Origin of the sequence: Streptomyces flavusporus (genome assembly GCF_046267975.1) — a bacterium.
GTDB classification, from domain to species: Bacteria; Actinomycetota; Actinomycetes; order Streptomycetales; family Streptomycetaceae; genus Streptomyces; species Streptomyces flavusporus.
On the sequence record NZ_CP176503.1, the window covers coordinates 5,724,105 to 5,740,206 of the forward strand.

A 16,102-nucleotide genomic window follows, 5' to 3' on the forward strand; every position below is an offset into this window, starting at 1 on the left:
CAGGAAATCTCTCCTGGAGCGGGAAATAACCGGGGATCGAATCCCCGTTTAACCATGCGTCCGAGCGAAACGGGGATTCGCTCCCCGGATCGTCAGCCCACTGAGCCCATCCGCCTCACCAGTCCCAGGAGTACGCCGTGCAGACCGCCACTCCCGAACGCCGCAAGGCAAGCCAGCCGCGCGCCGACGCCCTGCGCAACCGGGAACGGATCGTCACCGCCGCCCGGGAGATGTTCGTCGAACACGGCCCCGATGTGCCGCTCGACGAGATCGCCCGCCGGGCCGGCGTCGGCAACGCCACGGTGTACCGCAACTTCCCGGACCGCGACGCCCTCGTCCGCGAGGTCGTCTGCTCGGTCATGGACCGTACGGCCCGGGCGGCCGAGCACGCCCTCACGGAGAGTGGCGACGCCTTCGAGGCACTGGAGCACTTCGTGCACACCGCCGCCGACGAGCGGATCAGCGCGCTGTGCCCGATGGTCTCCACCACGTTCGACAAACACCATCCCGACCTGGAGGCCGCGCGTCTGCGGGTCGAGCAGCTCGTCGAGGAGCTCATGGGCCGGGCCAAGGCGGCCGGGCAACTGCGCACCGACATCGGCGTCGGTGACCTGATGATCGTCGTCGCCCAGCTCAGCCGGCCCCCGGCCGGGTCGCCGTGCCTGAGCATCGACCGGTTCGTACACCGTCATCTCCAGCTGTTCCTGGACGGACTGCGGGCGCCGGCCCCCTCCGCCCTGCCGGGCAGGGCGGTGACCGTGGAGGACCTGCGCCTGGCATAGACGCCGACCGATCCGCACGTTCCGAAATCCCGAAGCAAGTCCCGAATTCCCGTACCGACGTACTGAGTTCACCGTCCCGACGTACTGAGTTTTCCGTCCTGACGTTCTGACGTCTTGAAGTCCCGAAGTCCCGAAGTGGGTACATCCATGTCTGAAACAGCCCGAAGCGTCCCCGACGCCTCCGCACCCGCCCCTGATCCGGGCCGCTGGAAAGCGCTCGTCTTCATCGCGCTCGCCCAGCTGATGGTCGTCCTCGACGCGACCATCGTGAACATCGCCCTGCCCTCCGCCCAGCAGGACCTGGGCATCTCCGACGGCAACCGGCAGTGGGTCGTCACGGCCTACGCCCTCGCCTTCGGTGGCCTGCTGCTCTTCGGCGGCCGCATAGCCGACCTGTGGGGCCGCAAGCGCACCTTCGTCCTCGGCCTGGCCGGCTTCGCCGCCGCCTCCGCGCTGGGCGGCGCCGCCACCAACGAGGCGATGATGTTCGGCTCCCGCGCCCTGCAGGGCGTCTTCGGCGCCCTCCTCGCGCCGGCCGCGCTGTCCCTGCTCGCCGTGATGTTCACGGACGCCAAGGAGCGCGCCAAGGCGTTCGGTATCTACGGTGCGATCGCCGGTGGTGGCGGCGCCGTCGGTCTGATCCTCGGCGGTTTCCTCACCGAGTACCTGGACTGGCGCTGGACGTTCTTCGTCAACATCCCGTTCGCGGTGGTCGCCGCGGCCGGTGCCTGGTTCGTCATCCGTGAGCCCGAGGGCAGCCGCAACCGTTCCCCGCTCGACATCCCCGGCGTGATCCTGTCCACCCTCGGTCTGGTCGCGCTCGTCTACGGCTTCACCCGCGCCGAGTCCGAGGGCTGGAGCGACTCCGTGACGATCGGCATGTTCGTCGGATCCGCCGTGCTGCTCGCCGCGTTCGTGTTCGTCGAGGCCCGCGTCAAGGCCCCGCTGCTGCCGCTGCGGGTGCTCACCGAGCGCAACCGCGGAGGTGTCTACCTCTCGCTGGGCCTGGCGATCATCGGGATGTTCGGCCTGTTCCTCTTCCTGACCTACTACCTCCAGATCGTGAAGGGCTACTCGCCGGTCAAGACCGGTTTCGCCTTCCTGCCGATGATCGTCGGCATGATCGTGGGCTCGACCCAGATCGGCACCCGCCTGATGACCCGGGTCGCGCCGCGCCTGCTGATGGGCCCCGGCTTCCTGGTCGCGGCCGTCGGCATGCTGATGCTGACCCAGCTGGAGATCGACTCCTCGTACGCGGCCCTGCTGCTGCCGGCGATGCTGCTGCTCGGCCTCGGTATGGGTACGGCCTTCATGCCGGCGATGTCCCTGGCCACCCAGGGCGTCGAGCCGCGGGACTCCGGTGTCGCCTCCGCGATGGTCAACACCTCGCAGCAGGTGGGCGGCGCGATCGGCACCGCTCTGCTGAACACGATCGCCGCCTCGGCGACGACCTCGTACATCGCCGACCACATCCGCTCGGCCACGTCCCCCACCCAGCAGCAGGTCGTGCAGCTGGAGGGCATGGTGCAGGGCTACACCAGCGCCATCTGGGTCGCCGTCGGCATCCTGGTCCTCGCCGCGGTGATCGCCGTGACCTTCATCAACGCCGGCCGCCCGGACACCGCCGCGGTGACCGGCTCCGGTTCCGGTGAGGGTGCCGAGGACGAGGTGGCGGTGCCGGTGATCGCACACTGACGCCGACGCCGGCTCGTACCCCTTCGGGCCATCCGTACGGACGAGGAGGGGACGCCTCGTCCGTACGACCCCAGGACCTGCCCTGGTTCCCTCAGCGGAGCCAGGGCAGGTCCGCTCCCGCGTCATCGGGCTGGAGTCCCTCGGCGACGATCTGCATGATCTCGCCGAGGGACTTCTGCTGTTCCGGCGTGAGTCGCTCGAACAGCGCCTGCCGTACGGCGGCCACATGGCCCGGCGCGGACCGCTTCAGTACCTCCATGCCCGCGTCCGTCAGCACCGCGAGCTGGCCCCGCTTGTCGGAGGGGCAGTCCTCGCGGCGCACCCAGCCGCTCTTCTCCAGGCGGGCGATCGCGTGCGAGAGGCGGGAGCGGGTGATCTTCGCCTTCATGGCCAGTTCGGTCATCCGCAGCCGGCGGTGCGGGGCCTCGGCGAGTCCGACGAGGAGCCCGTAGTAGACGTGCGGCATGCCCGCGTCGCGCTGGAGCTGGCGGTCGAGGTGGTCCTCGAGGAGGGTGGTGGCATGCAGGTAGGAGCGCCAGATGCGCTGCTCCTCCTCGGTGAGCCAGCGGGGTGCGTCAGCGGATGCGGGTGCCGTGTTCATGGGGTCCACTGTACGAGCCCTCTTCTTGAATTTTAAACAAAAGCGGCGTAGTCTCTTGAGAGACAGCTTGAGACTTCAAGTAATCCGTCAGGGAGCCGCCGTCATGTCCGCCGCAGCCGCCCAGGAGCGCATGCCCGCCCTCTACCTCAGCCACGGCGCCCCGCCCCTCGCGGACGACCCGGTCTGGCCCGGCCAGCTCGCCGCCTGGTCCGCCGACCTGCCCCACCCCAAGGCGATCCTCGTGGTCTCCGCCCACTGGGAGGAGGCCCCCCTCGCCCTCGGTGCCACCCGGACGGTCCCCCTCGTCTACGACTTCTGGGGCTTCCCCGAGCACTACTACCAGGTGCGCTACGAGGCCCCCGGCGCCCCCGAACTCGCCGAGTCCGTACGCAAGTTGCTGCGCGCCCCCGGCATGCCGGTGCAGGACATCCCCGACCGGGGGCTCGACCACGGGGCGTACGTCCCGCTGGTGGAGATGTTCCCCGAGGCCGACCTCCCGGTCCTGCAGATCTCCATGCCGACCCTCGACCCCGTGCGGCTGATGGACATCGGCCGCCGGCTGGCCCCGCTGCGCGACGAGGGCGTGCTCATCGTCGGCTCCGGCTTCTTCACCCACAACCTCGCCGCGCTGCGCCACGCCGACGGGGGAGTGCCGAGCTGGTCCTCGGAGTTCGACGACTGGGGCCGGCGCGCGCTGGAGGCCCGTGACGTGGACGCCCTGCTGGACTTCCTCCACAAGGCGCCGGCGGGCCGCTACGCCCACCCCCGCACCGAGCACTTCGCACCGTTGTTCGTGACCATGGGCGCGGCGGAGGTGGCCGGTGAGCTGGACGCGCAGAAGTCGGTGATCGACGGGTTCTGGATGGGGATGGCGAAGCGGTCGGTGCAGTTCGGCTGACGGTCTTCCCCGGGTGTTCGCCGGGTGTCGCCAGGCGTTCGCCGGGCGTCTCAGAGGTCCTTCTCGTACCAGGCGACGTCCCAGTACCGCCCGAACTTGCGGCCCACCTCCCGGTATGTCCCGACGTACCGGAACCCGAAGCGCTCGTGCAGCCGCGCGGACGCCTCGTTGGGCTGTGCGATGCCGGCATAGGCGCGGTGCAGGTCCTCGCCGGCCAGGGCCTCGAAGAGGGCCTTGTAGAGCAGCGTGCCGATGCCGCGGCGCCCGGCGTGCGGGGCGACGTAGACCGTGACCTCCACGGAGGTGTCGTAGGCGGGCTTCGCGCGATAAGGGCTGGATGTGGCGTACCCCAGAATTTCCTGTGAGTCCGCGTCCGTGGCAACCATCAGCCGGTGCGGTCCGTCTTCAGGGTGGGAGAGCAGCCAAGGGCGGCGCTCTTCCGGAGTGAAGACCGCGGTATCGAATGTGATGGGCGTCTCACGTACGTAGTGGTTGTAGAGGTCGGTGAGGGCCTCGAGGTCACTCTCGACTCCTGGCCTGACCTGCACCTCTGTACGTCCCGGCCGCATCGCGCCTCCCTGCTTGGCGGGACAGGGTACTGCATGATCAGAAAAATCGAGGGTGGGTTGGGAATTCTGTCCGGATTCCAGTCGTTGTTTCCATCGGATGCAGGGCACCCGAAGAGCCGCAGAAAGCGCCGAGAGTGCTGAGCGTCCGCAAGACCACCCGCTGACCTCACCATCGCAAGGGAGCACGCATGGCAACCCGTGCCGTCGCCCGTCGTACGTCCGCCGCGGGCGAGACCGTCGACGCGCCCAGCAGTGTTCGCGCCCATGGCGGCGAGATCGCGGACCGCGATCTGGTCGGCATGTACCTCGACGAAATCGCGCGTACACCGCTGCTCGACGCCGCAAAGGAGGTCGAGCTGTCCCAGACGATCGAAGCGGGTGTGTTCGCGCGACAGGTCCTCGACGGATACGAGGAGACCCAGACCGACGCCACCCGCGCCGAACTGGAGGCCCTGGTCGCCGAGGGCGAGCGGGCCAAGGACATCTTCATCCGCTCCAACCTCCGCCTGGTCGTCGCCGTGGCCCGCCGCTACCCCCGGAGCGGTCTGCCGCTGCTCGACCTGATCCAGGAGGGCAACGCGGGCCTGGTGCGCGCGGTCGAGAAGTTCGACTACCGCAAGGGCTTCAAGTTCTCCACGTACGCCACCTGGTGGATCCGCCAGGCGATCACCCGCTCCATAGCCGACCAGTCGCGCACCATCCGCCTGCCCGTCCACCTGGTGGAGGAGCTGGGCCGGATCCGGCGCGTGCAGCGCGAGTTCAACCGTGAGCACGGCCGCGACCCGGAGCCCACCGAGGTCGCCGCCGAGCTCGGCTCGTCGCCGGAGCGCGTCATCGACGTGCTCGACTGGGCCCGCGACCCGGTCTCCCTGAACATGTCGGTGGACGACGAGGGCGAGACCCAGTTCGGCGACCTGCTCGAGGACACCTCCGCGGTGTCGCCGGAGCAGTCGGTGCTGACGCTGCTGCGCAGCGAGGAGCTGGACGACCTGATCGGCCGCCTCGACCAGCGCACGGCCTCGATCATCAAGATGCGGTACGGCATCGAGGACGGCCGGGAGCGCACGCTGACCGAGGTCGGCAAGGAGCACGGCCTGACCCGCGAGCGCATCCGCCAGATCGAGAAGCACGCACTGCTGGAGCTGAAGAAGCTGGCGCGGTCCACCGGGTTCGACGCGGCGGCGTGACCGCCCGTCGGACGGCGGCCGGCATTCGATGGGCGTACGACCCGTGCCGGGTCGTACGCGGGGTGGCGAAAGGCCGCGCAAACATGGCGATGTAACGCCGCTTCAAGCGACGCAGGCCAGGGAACAAGACCTCCGAGCACGGGAGTTCGGGGGCCCAGCACCGGTCGCAGCTGGACCGCATCCGCAACCAGAGCCACGTCCCGACGCACTCCCCCCGGCGCCGGGACCTTCCCCAGCCGGGCTTCGGCGCCTTCCCCCGGGCGTCGGGGCCCGGCTGTTGCTCTTCCGGGCGCGGGCACGACTGGGCGGCGGGGCACCCCGTACCTGAACACCGGGGTGGCCCGCCGGATGGCAGATTGTGTCACATGGGCATAGCCTGCCGAGGTGAGCAGCACCACCTCCGCGCAGAACCCGCGCCGTTCTTCGTCCCATACCTCCCGGTCTGCCCCTTCGTCCTCGCTGACGGAGCGGCGTAAGGCGGCAACGCGGATGGAGATCGCCCGGGCGGCGGCCGGACTCTTCGTACAACGCGGTCTGCGCGCCACCCGCGCCGAGGACATCGCCCAGGCCGCGGGCATCGCCCCGCGCACCTTCTACCGCTACTTCGCCACCAAGGAGGAGGCGGTCGCCCCGCTCTACGCGGCCGGCGCTCAGCGCTGGGTGGAGGCCGTCCGCGAGGCCCCCGTCGGCCTTCCCGTACCCGAGGCCCTGGAACACGCGATACGTCACACCCTGACCCCGGGCCTGGGCGTCTCGGCCGCCTCCTGGGAATGGGTCCGCACCCTCATCCACCTGGCCAATACGAACCCGGCCATCGGAAAGGTGTGGGCAGAGGTGTGCCGGGTGTCGGAGGACATGCTGGCGGAGGTGCTGGCGGAAAGGGCACGGGCTGGGACGTCTTCGGTCACAGAGCGTCAGGACAACGTTGCCGACCGAATCACCGTGACCCCGGAACTCCGCTTCACCGCAGCGGTCGCGAGCGCATCGGTCCGCGTGGCCGTCGAGTCCTGGGCATCAGGCCAGACCCCGGCCTCGGGCCCGTCCGGCCCAGCGGAGCTGGCCCTGCGAAACCTTGGGGCACTGCGGGGATTCCGGTGGGAGTAGCGCTCCGCTGAAGGTCCGGTACGGGTGGGCGCGGGCGGCAACCCGCCGGCGCCGGGCTGCGCCACCCGCCCCCGCCGAGCCCTCACGCCGCGCACCCGCGCCGGCCTCACCCGGCGTCCCCCCCAACCTCACCCGCCCGACTCAACCGCCCACCCAACTCCCGTACGCATTCCACAAGTTCCCCCGGCCCCTCCACAGCGAACTCCACCCCCACCATCGCCAACCGCACCGCCAACCACTCCACCGGATCCCCGCCGGCGCCGGCCAACCGGCACCGCCCCACCCCCACCGCCTCCGGTACCCCCAGCCACCGCGGCAGCCGAGCCGCCACCACCTCCGCCGACGCCTCGAACGTGACGGCGAACTCGTACGTCTCCTGCCGCCGCCCGATCGACCGCCGCAGATACTCCGCCGCACTCCCCGTCGGCAACTCCCGTGGAGCGAACCGCACCCCGGTGGCGAACGGCTCGCTCACCCGGTCGACCCGGAACGTCCGCCAGTCCGCCCGATCGAGGTCGTACGCCACGAGGTACCACCGCCGCCCCGTCGACACCAGCCGGTACGGCTCCGTCAGCCGCCGCGACTCGCTGCCGTCCTTCGCCCGATAGGCGAACCGCAGCCGCTCCCGCCCGGCCACCGTGGACGCCATCGCGGTCAGCGTCTCGGGCGCGATACTCGGCCCGTCCCCGCTGGTCAGCGGCGTGGTCGCGGCCTGCAGCGTGGCCACCCGGTGCCGTAGCCGACCCGGCAGCACCTGTTCCAGCTTGGCCAGGGCCCTGACCGACGCCTCGTCCACGCCCTCCAACGCGTGCCCCGCCCCGGCCCGCAGGCCGACGGCGATGGCCACCGCCTCCTCGTCGTCGAGCACGAGCGGCGGCATCGCCTTGCCCGCGACGAGCCGGTAGCCGCCGTCGGCCCCTTTGGTCGCCTGCACGGGATAGCCCAGCTCGCGCAGCCGGTCGATGTCCCGCCGGACCGTGCGCCGCGACACCCCGAGCCGCTCGGCGAGCTCGCCGCCGGGCCATTCGCGGGGCGTCTGGAGGAGGGAGAGGAGCTGAAGGATGCGTGCTGGAGTGTCCGTCGTCATGAGTTCGAGGATGCCGCAGCACTAGGACATGATCTGACCTAATGCGCCCATAGGTTTCGGGACATGACCTCCACCGAGACCTCTTTGACCTCATCGGCCGGGGCCGGAGCGGCCGACCGCCGCCGCTGGTTCGCCCTCGCGATCGTGATGACCGCGGCCTTCATGGACCTCGTCGACGTCACGATCGTGAACATTGCGATCCCGTCGATCCAGCGGAACGAAGGCGCCTCCTTCAGCCAGATCCAGTGGATCACCGCCGGTTACGCGCTCGCCTTCGCCGCCGGTCTGATCACCGGCGGCCGGCTGGGCGACATCCACGGCCGCAAACGCGTCTTCCTCGTCGGCATGGGCGGCTTCACCCTCGCCTCCGCGCTGTGCGGCCTCGCCGCGAACCCGGAGATGCTCGTCGCCTCCCGCATCCTGCAGGGCGCGATGGCCGCGCTGATGGTGCCGCAGGTCCTGGCGATCGTGCACGCCACCTTCCCGGCGCACGAACGCGGCAAGGTCTTCGGGCTGTTCGGCGCGATCGTCGGCCTCGGCGCGGTCTCCGGTCCGCTGCTCGGCGCCCTGCTGACCGAGTGGAACCTGTTCGGCCTCGAATGGCGCCCGATCTTCCTGATCAACCTTCCGGTGGGTGTCGCCGGCCTGATCCTGGGCCGCCGTTTCATCACCGAGTCCAGGGCCCCGTACGCCCTGAAACTGGATCTCGTCGGCGTCGCCCTGGTCACGCTGGGTCTGCTGATGCTGCTCTACCCGCTCACCCGCGGCCGCGAGCTGGGCTGGCCGCTGTGGGGATACGTCTCGATGGGCGGCGCGCTGGTGGTCCTCGCGGCACTGGTGGCGTACGAGCGGCGTAAGGCGGCGCGGGACGGCTCTCCGCTGATCGAACTGTCCCTGTTCAGGGTCAAGAGTTTCGCCGCCGGCATCGCCGTGCAGACCGTCTTCGGGGTCGGGCTCGGCATCTTCTTCCTGGTGTGGACGCTGTACATGCAGATAGGCCTGGGCTGGAGCGCACTGCGGGCGGGGCTGACCGGGGTGCCGTTCTCGATCGCGGTGTCGGTGGCGGCCGGGATGTCGGTGCAGAAGCTGGTGCCGCGCTTCGGGCGCGGGGTGCTGCAGGCGGGCGCGCTGGTGATGGCGGCCGGACTGGTCCTCTACGTCTGGGAGTCCGAGCGGTACGGCCTTGCCATCGCCCCCTGGCAGATGGCGCTGCCGCTGATCGTCATGGGTGCGGGCATGGGCCTGATCGTCGCCCCGCTCACGGACGCGATCCTGTCGGAGGTGCCGCGCGAGCACGCCGGTTCGGCGTCCGGGCTCATCAGCACCGTGCAGCAGATGGGCAACGCGCTCGGGCTCGGGTTGGTCTCGGTGGTGTTCTTCGGTGTCGTCGACGACCGGCCTGCCTCGGCGCAGCCGGGTCCGGCGTTCGTGGACGGCTTCCAGCATGCGGTCGGGTGGGTCGCCGTGGTGATGGTGGTGATCTTCCTGCTGATGTTCGCCCTGCCGAGGCGTCCGGCGCAGCATGTGGAGGGCGCGGGGGAGGAGCTGCCGGCGGTGGAGAAGGAGCCGGAGCTCGTGCACTGAGCGGACCGCACGAACCGTCCGTCGAAGGGCCCGGCAGCTGGGAACGGCTTCGTTCCAGGTGCCGGGCCCTCGCCTGTGCTCAGGCAGAAACAGAGGCCCGTTTGCGCCCGACTGGGTCCGAACCTGTTTACTTTCCCGAAATCCAGGCGTAGCCTCGCCGGTGAAACCACACGTTCGGGCATGGTTCGGAGGCGATCGGGCATGTACGCACCGGAGCGGCAGCAGGAGATCGTCCGTCTCGCCCGTGACGGCGGCCGCGTGGACGTGGTGTCGCTGGCCGAGGAGTTCCAGGTCACGGCGGAGACGATCCGCCGCGACCTGAAGGCCCTCGACCGCGCGGGCCTCCTCCGCCGGGTGCACGGCGGCGCCATCCCGGCCGACCGACTCGACTTCGAGCCGGACCTCGCCGAGCGCGAGTCCACCGCGGCCGACCAGAAGGACCGCATCGCGAAGGCAGCCCTCGCCGAACTGCCCACCGAGGGCACGATGATCCTCGACGCCGGTACGACCGTGGCGCGGCTGGCGGCCGCCATCCCGCCGGAGTCCTCGCTCACCGTCGTCACGCACAGCCTGCCGATCGCGGCCCGCCTCGCGGACCACCCCGGCATCCAGCTCCACCTCGTCGGAGGGCGCGTACGGCATCGCACACGCGCCGCCGTGGACGCCTGGGCGCTGCGTGCATACGGCGAGATCCGGGCGGACGTCCTCTTCGTGGCCGCCAACGGCTTCTCAGCCGAGCACGGCCTGACCACTCCCGACCTCGCCGAGGCCGCGGTCAAGCGGACGGCCCTCGCCGCCGCCCGCCGCGTGGTGCTGCTCGCCGACTCCTCCAAGCACGGCCAGGAGCACTTCGCCCGCTTCGGCGATCTGAGCGATGTGGACCTGCTGATCACCGACACCGAGCTGAGCCCCGAAGACGCCACCGCCATCGAGCGCGGCGGCACGGAAGTAGTGCGCGCATGATCCTCACCGTCACCCCGAACCCGTCCCTCGACCGCACCTACGAGGTCCAGGCCCTGAAGCACGGTGAGGTCATCCGTGCCGAGACCGAGCGCGTGGACCCCGGTGGCAAGGGCGTGAACGTCTCACGCGCCGTCGCGGCCGCCGGGCGGCGCACGGTGGCGGTGCTGCCCCTGGGTGGTGCGCCGGGGGCGCTCGTCGCCGACCTGCTCGACGCACAGGGCATCGAGGTCGCGCCGGTCCCCGTCGCCGGCGCCACCCGCTCCAACATCGCGCTCGCCGAGGCCGACGGCGTCCTCACGAAGATCAACGCGCCCGGCCCGGAGCTGTCGGCCGAGGAACAGGAGCTGCTCTTCGAGACCGTGCGCCGGCGGTCGCGCGACGCCGACTGGATCGCCTGCTGCGGCAGCCTGCCCCGGGGCCTCGCGCCGTCCTGGTACGCCGACCTGGTCGCGCGGGCGCACGCCGACGGTGCGCGCATCGCGCTGGACACCTCAGGCCCCGCGCTGCTCGAAGCGCTGCGCGAACGGCCCGACGTGGTGAAGCCGAACGCCGAGGAGCTCGCGCAGGCCGTCGGGCGCCCGCTGGCGACCGTGGGTGACGCCGTGAAGGCGGCCGAGGAGTTGCGCCAGCGGGGCGCGCGCGCCGTGCTGGCGAGCCTGGGCGCCGACGGGCAGCTGCTCGTGGACGGTGCGGGCACCTGGTTCGGCAGCGCGCGCGTCGACGTCGTGCGCTCCAACGTGGGCGCCGGCGACTCCTCGCTCGCCGGCTTCCTGATCGCCGGCGGCAACGGCCCGGAGGCGCTCGCCTCCGCGATCGCGCACGGCGCGGCCGCCGTCCAGCTGCCCGGCAGCGTGATGCCGGCGCCGGGCGACCTGGACCCGGCCGCGGTGACGGTGACGGCCGAGGTCCCGGTGGACCGCGAACTGACGGAGCCGGTCTCATGAACGTACGGACGACGTCCTCGACGACACCCCCTGAACCGGCCACGAAGCGGCGGCACCCCCCGTTGCCCGCCGCGGCCGCCGGACGGCAGGGCACCCTGAGCCGCCCTGCCGTCCGGTGGAGGCGGGGTCTCCCCGGCCCCGCCTCCACCTCACCCCCGACCCCCCACTGCACCCCCGTCCCCTCTTCCGCCCACCCCACTGACCGGGCGATACGCGTGCGAAGGAGCCCGCGATGAGCGACATGATCACCGCGGACCTGGTCGACCTCGACCTGTCCGCCGATACCAAGGAAGCGGCGGCGCGCGCCCTCGCCGAACGCATGGTGGCCCTGGGCCGGGTGACCGACCTGGAGGGCTTCCTCGCCGACGTGGCCGCCCGCGAGGCGCAGATGCCGACCGGCCTCGACGGCGGTATCGGCATCCCGCACTGCCGCAGCGAACACGTCACCGAGCCGACGCTCGGCTTCGGGCGCAGCGCCGCCGGCATCGACTTCGGTGCCGCGGACGGGCCCGCCGACCTGATCTTCCTGATCGCCGCGCCCGCCGGCGCCGACGACGCCCACCTGACGATCCTGTCGTCGCTGGCCCGGCAGCTGATGAACACCGAGTTCACCGACGCGCTGCGCTCGGTGGGCGACGCGGCGGCCGCGGCGGCGCTCATCCGTGGGGAGGAGCCGCAGGCGGCCCCGGCCGAGGGCACCACCGAAGGCGCCGAGGGCGCCACCGAAGACTCCGTGGCGGCGTCGGGGGCGGCCTCCGCCGACGCCGCCACGGGTGACACCGCCGACGACTCCGACGGCGACCGCCCCTTCCGTATCGTCGCCGTCACCTCCTGCCCCACCGGCATCGCCCACACGTACATGGCGGCCGAGTCGCTGGAGAACGCGGGCCGCGAGGCGGGCGTCGAGGTGGTCGTCGAGACGCAGGGCTCGGCCGGATTCACCCGGCTCGACCCGAACGTCATCGCGGCGGCGGACGGCGTGATCTTCGCCCACGACCTCCCCGTACGCGAGAAGGACCGCTTCGCCGGGAAGCCGACCGTCGACGTCGGCGTGAAGGCGGGCATCAACCGTGCCGCCGAGCTGATCGCCGAGGTGCGCGGCAAGGCGGAGCGCGGCGAGGTCACGGCCGCCGCCCGCCCCGGCACGCCGGTGGAACGCGCCGGTGAGCCGGGCGAGGGCTACGGCACCAAGCTGCGCAAGTGGCTGATGTCCGGCGTCAGTTACATGGTCCCGTTCGTCGCGGCAGGCGGTCTGCTGATCGCCCTCGGCTTCGCGATCGGCGGCTACCAGATCAACGAGGCCAAGTCGGTCACCGAGTACTTCGACTGGGGCCAGGTCGACAGTTGGGGCGCGCTGCTGTTCCAGATCGGCGCGGCGGCCTTCGGCTTCCTCGTCCCGGTGCTCGCCGGATACATCGCCTACGGCATGGCCGACCGGCCAGGACTCGTGCCCGGCTTCGTCGGCGGCGCGATCTCCCTGACGATCGGCGCCGGGTTCCTCGGCGGTCTGGTCGCCGGTCTGATCGCCGGTGCTGTCGTGCTCGGCATCCAGCGCATCAACATCCCGCCGGTGCTGCGCGGCATCATGCCGGTGGTGGTGATCCCGCTGATCTCCACGGCGGTCGTCGGGTTCCTGATGTTCGTGGTCATCGGCAAGCCGATCTCCGAGGCGCAGCAGGGCCTGACCGACTGGCTGAACGGGCTGTCCGGCGCCAACGCCATCCTGCTCGGCGTGCTGCTCGGCCTGATGATGTGCTTCGACCTCGGCGGACCGGTCAACAAGGTCGCGTACACGTTCGCCACCGCGGGCATCTCCGTCGCGGCGCCCAGCGACTCCGCGATGAAGATCATGGCCGCGGTGATGGCCGCCGGCATGGTCCCGCCGCTGGGCATGGCCCTCGCCACCACCCTGCGCAAGAAGCTGTTCACCAGCGCCGAGCGCGAGAACGGCAAGGCGGCCTGGGTCCTCGGCGCCTCCTTCATCTCCGAGGGCGCCATCCCCTTCGCGGCTGCCGACCCGCTGCGGGTCATCCCGGCCTCCATGGCGGGTGGCGCGGTGACCGGAGCGCTGACCATGGCGTTCGGCTCGACCCTGCGTGCCCCGCACGGCGGCATCTGGGTCACCTTCCTGATCGGCAAGCCGTTCCTGTACCTGCTGGCCATCGCGGCCGGTACGGCGGTGACGGCAGGCCTGGTGATCCTCCTCAAGGGCCTGCGCAAGCCGGCACCCGGCGCCGAGGCGTCCGAACCGGCGGGCGGCCCGGCCGCGGCGGCGGAGGTGAAGCAGCCGGTGGTGGCGTAAGGCTCACGCCAACCACCCGGCGGCGGGTGCGGGGCCCCTGTCCGGCGGATCAGGTCGCAGGAAATCGGCGGCGCCCCATAGGTGCAGATGGGCGTGCCAGACCCCGCGTCTGCGGCATGATCCGCCGGACAGGCCCTAAGGGAGTTCATGGTCCCGGGACTTCGGTCCCGGGACCATGGCGTCTACGACACCTGCGCGGCCCTGCGCTCCATCGCGTCCCGCGCCGCGTCCTCCGTCTTGTACACCTCGCACATGTGCCGCCCGTCCGGTGTGGCCGTGTGCTCCACCTCCCACAGGGAGATCTCCTGCCCGTCGATCAGCAGGAACGCATGCTCGTAGAGCGAGAAGCACAGCCCGGCGCGTCCCGCGCGGCAGGGACGCCCGAAGGCCTGCGTGATCTGGTGCGCGCACGCCGTGGCCAGCAGCGCGGCCGTCTCCGCACCGGGCCGGTCCGGGTTCTCCGCCCGGCGCAGCAGCCGACGCGCGTGGTCCGCCGAGTCGTCGGGCACGTACACATGCCGCGGTTCGAGGACCGGCGACAGCTGCATCACCATCGGCAGCTCGAACTCCGGTGGGTCCGGCGGCAGCGGCAGCCGGGCGCCGGCGGCGCGCAGTTCCTCCGCGTCGACATACACCTCGTGCTGCGGGGCGCCGCCCGGCGTGGTGTTGTGCACGAGCTCCCAGAGCGTGAGCGCCGAGCCGTCGGCGAGCAGCCAGGTGTGCCGGTACGTCTCGCGGTGCAGGCCCGCGCTGTGGTGCGCGGAGTGCAGAGAACTGTCATGCGCGAGCGCACCCTCGAGCCGCCCTATCGTCTCGTCGGGCAGCTCGAACGAGTTCAGGGCACGGCCGAGCAGTCGCGTGAGGTGCTCCTCCGGAGACTCGGGCGACTCGGGTGGTTCGTACGCTGCCGTCTCGTACGGAACGCTCAAGGTTTCTCCCGGCGTTGCTGCGTGTCACCTTGTGGGTGCATACCGTAGCCCCTCGGTCGGACATCATGTCCGGGAACCGAGAAAATGTACGCCCGGAAAACGGGCGGGCCGCGGATGAGGTTCCCACGCGACCCGACGTCTCATCAAAGGCGGCTGGTGAGAGGCTACTTGCGGCGAACTGTCGAGCCTGGCGGTCAGGTGGCGCTGCCGGCGATCCACTCGCTCCACGCCATGTTCCAGCCGTTGAGGCCGTTGTCCGGCGCCACCGTCGTGTCGGGAGAGTTCTTGACGATCACAACGTCCCCGACGAGCGAGTTGTCGTAGAACCACTTGCCGGGAGTGTCACCCTGCGCGCCCTGCGCGCCCTGCACGTCCTGCAGTCCGACGCAGCCGTGGCTGGTGCCCTGGCGGCCGAAGGGCGGACTGCCCTTGCTGTACCAGTAGTTGCCGTGGATGAACGTGCCGGACCTGGTCAGTCGCATCGCGTGCGGCACGTCCGGGATGTCGTACTCCCCGCCGAAGCCGACCGTCGAGCCGTTCATCCGGGTCTGCTCGAACTTCTCGGAGATCACCATCCGGCCGTTGTACGTGCTGTGCTGCGGGCTGCCCGCCGAGATCGGCACCGTGCGGATGGTCCTGCCGTCCCGCACGACCGTCATGGTCTGTGTGCCGGCGTCGACCGTGGAGACCTGCGAACGTCCGATGGTGAAGGTGACGGTCTTCTTCTGCACCCCGTAGACGTCGTTCGCGCCCTCCACACCGTCCAGGTCGATCTTCATCGTGACCTTGGAGCCGGCCTTCCAGTACTCCTCGGGCCGGAAGTCCAGCCGCTGCGACCCGAACCAGTGCCCGACCACCTTCTGTCCGCTGCTCGACGTGACCGTGATGTGCGACTGCACGGCCTTCTTGTCGCTGATCGCCTTGTCGAACTCGAACGACACCGGCATCCCGACCCCGACCGTCGTGCCGTCGTCCGGGGTGTACGTCCCGATGAAGCTGTTGGCCGAAGTGACGGTGGTGAAGACGGAGTTGGCGGCGGCGGCCGTCCCGTCCGCGTCCTTCGCGGTCGCCGCGATCTCGTACTTCGTTCCCCGCTCCAGCTGCTCCTTCGGCTTCCAGCTCCTGCCGTCGGAGGACAACGCCCCCGGTACGGCCTGCCCGGTCTCCGCCACCGTCATCTTCACGTCGGTCAGCCGTCCGTCGCTGACCTTCACACCCGTCGTGTTGATCGACGCGCCCGTCGAACCGTCCTTGGCCGATATGGCGATCCTGGCCGCGGAGGTCTTGGCGTCGTCCTTGCCGCCGCTCTTGCCGTTGTTGCTGGCCTTGGCGCTGCCGCCACAGGCGGTGAGGGTGAGGGCGCCGACCATCAGGGCCGCACCGGCCACCAGTGCGCGCCGCTGCGCCATGTCCGGCGTTGTCACGGGCTGCTCCCATTCGTCAGATGTGCGTGATCC

The 16,102-nt window shown here is 70.8% G+C and carries 14 protein-coding genes; 9 read left to right on the forward strand and 5 right to left on the reverse strand.

Annotation, left to right across the window (positions count from 1 at the left end; translation table 11 throughout):
* Window positions 1-137: 137 nt before the first annotated feature.
* Window positions 138-782 (forward strand): TetR/AcrR family transcriptional regulator, encoded by a 645-nt coding sequence (locus ACKTSN_RS27190; RefSeq protein ID WP_409471503.1) that lies wholly within the window; start codon window positions 138-140, stop codon window positions 780-782.
* A 147-nt stretch (window positions 783-929) separates the two neighbouring features.
* On the forward strand, window positions 930-2,477 hold the full coding sequence (locus ACKTSN_RS27195; protein WP_409471504.1) for an MFS transporter: 1,548 nt from the start codon (window positions 930-932) through the stop codon (window positions 2,475-2,477).
* 91 nt (window positions 2,478-2,568) lie between these two features.
* On the opposite strand, the gene ACKTSN_RS27200 is transcribed toward ACKTSN_RS27195, so the two are convergent.
* Window positions 2,569-3,078, reverse strand: coding sequence for a MarR family winged helix-turn-helix transcriptional regulator (locus ACKTSN_RS27200; protein WP_224739716.1), 510 nt, complete (start codon window positions 3,076-3,078; stop codon window positions 2,569-2,571).
* A 103-nt stretch (window positions 3,079-3,181) separates the two neighbouring features.
* On the opposite strand from ACKTSN_RS27200, the gene ACKTSN_RS27205 reads away from it, so the two are divergent.
* Window positions 3,182-3,976: a dioxygenase family protein gene (locus ACKTSN_RS27205; protein WP_409471505.1), complete on the forward strand. Its 795-nt coding sequence runs from the start codon at window positions 3,182-3,184 to the stop codon at window positions 3,974-3,976.
* A gap of 50 nt (window positions 3,977-4,026) precedes the next feature.
* On the opposite strand, the gene ACKTSN_RS27210 is transcribed toward ACKTSN_RS27205, so the two are convergent.
* Complete coding sequence (locus ACKTSN_RS27210) at window positions 4,027-4,545, reverse strand: GNAT family N-acetyltransferase (RefSeq protein WP_409471506.1); 519 nt, start codon at window positions 4,543-4,545, stop codon at window positions 4,027-4,029.
* A 188-nt stretch (window positions 4,546-4,733) separates the two neighbouring features.
* Between ACKTSN_RS27210 and ACKTSN_RS27215 the strand changes: the two genes are divergently transcribed.
* Together ACKTSN_RS27215 and ACKTSN_RS27220 are read left to right on the forward strand one after the other, a co-directional pair.
* Window positions 4,734-5,732, forward strand: a complete 999-nt coding sequence (locus ACKTSN_RS27215; protein ID WP_385513431.1) for a sigma-70 family RNA polymerase sigma factor — start codon at window positions 4,734-4,736, stop codon at window positions 5,730-5,732.
* A gap of 489 nt (window positions 5,733-6,221) precedes the next feature.
* On the forward strand, window positions 6,222-6,836 hold the full coding sequence (locus ACKTSN_RS27220) for a TetR/AcrR family transcriptional regulator (RefSeq protein ID WP_409474928.1): 615 nt from the start codon (window positions 6,222-6,224) through the stop codon (window positions 6,834-6,836).
* 106 nt (window positions 6,837-6,942) lie between these two features.
* Here the strand turns inward: ACKTSN_RS27220 and ACKTSN_RS27225 are convergent, their stop codons facing one another.
* Window positions 6,943-7,923: a helix-turn-helix transcriptional regulator gene (locus tag ACKTSN_RS27225; protein WP_409471507.1), complete on the reverse strand. Its 981-nt coding sequence runs from the start codon at window positions 7,921-7,923 to the stop codon at window positions 6,943-6,945.
* 63 nt (window positions 7,924-7,986) lie between these two features.
* Here ACKTSN_RS27225 and ACKTSN_RS27230 point away from each other — a divergent pair, with 63 nt between their 5' ends.
* The 4 genes from ACKTSN_RS27230 to ACKTSN_RS27245 all read left to right on the forward strand — a co-directional run bounded on the left by ACKTSN_RS27230 (window position 7,987) and on the right by ACKTSN_RS27245 (window position 13,716).
* The gene (locus ACKTSN_RS27230; RefSeq protein ID WP_409471508.1) at window positions 7,987-9,507 is read left to right on the forward strand and encodes an MFS transporter; all 1,521 of its coding nucleotides are present in this window, start codon (window positions 7,987-7,989) and stop codon (window positions 9,505-9,507) included.
* A 201-nt stretch (window positions 9,508-9,708) separates the two neighbouring features.
* Window positions 9,709-10,470, forward strand: coding sequence for a DeoR/GlpR family DNA-binding transcription regulator (locus ACKTSN_RS27235; RefSeq protein WP_409471509.1), 762 nt, complete (start codon window positions 9,709-9,711; stop codon window positions 10,468-10,470).
* A complete protein-coding gene (gene pfkB, locus ACKTSN_RS27240) occupies window positions 10,467-11,414 on the forward strand; it encodes a 1-phosphofructokinase (RefSeq protein WP_409471510.1) in 948 nt (315 codons plus the stop codon). Before ACKTSN_RS27235 ends, pfkB begins: the two co-directional genes overlap by 4 nt.
* 232 nt (window positions 11,415-11,646) lie before the next feature.
* On the forward strand, window positions 11,647-13,716 hold the full coding sequence (locus ACKTSN_RS27245) for a PTS fructose transporter subunit IIABC (RefSeq protein WP_409471511.1): 2,070 nt from the start codon (window positions 11,647-11,649) through the stop codon (window positions 13,714-13,716).
* Window positions 13,717-13,898: 182 nt separating this feature from the next.
* Here the strand turns inward: ACKTSN_RS27245 and ACKTSN_RS27250 are convergent, their stop codons facing one another.
* Window positions 13,899-14,645, reverse strand: a complete 747-nt coding sequence (locus ACKTSN_RS27250) for a DUF6227 family protein (RefSeq protein WP_409471512.1) — start codon at window positions 14,643-14,645, stop codon at window positions 13,899-13,901.
* Window positions 14,646-14,839: 194 nt separating this feature from the next.
* The gene (locus tag ACKTSN_RS27255; RefSeq protein WP_409471513.1) at window positions 14,840-16,069 is read right to left on the reverse strand and encodes a L,D-transpeptidase; all 1,230 of its coding nucleotides are present in this window, start codon (window positions 16,067-16,069) and stop codon (window positions 14,840-14,842) included.
* Between the last annotated feature and the right edge of the window lie 33 nt (window positions 16,070-16,102).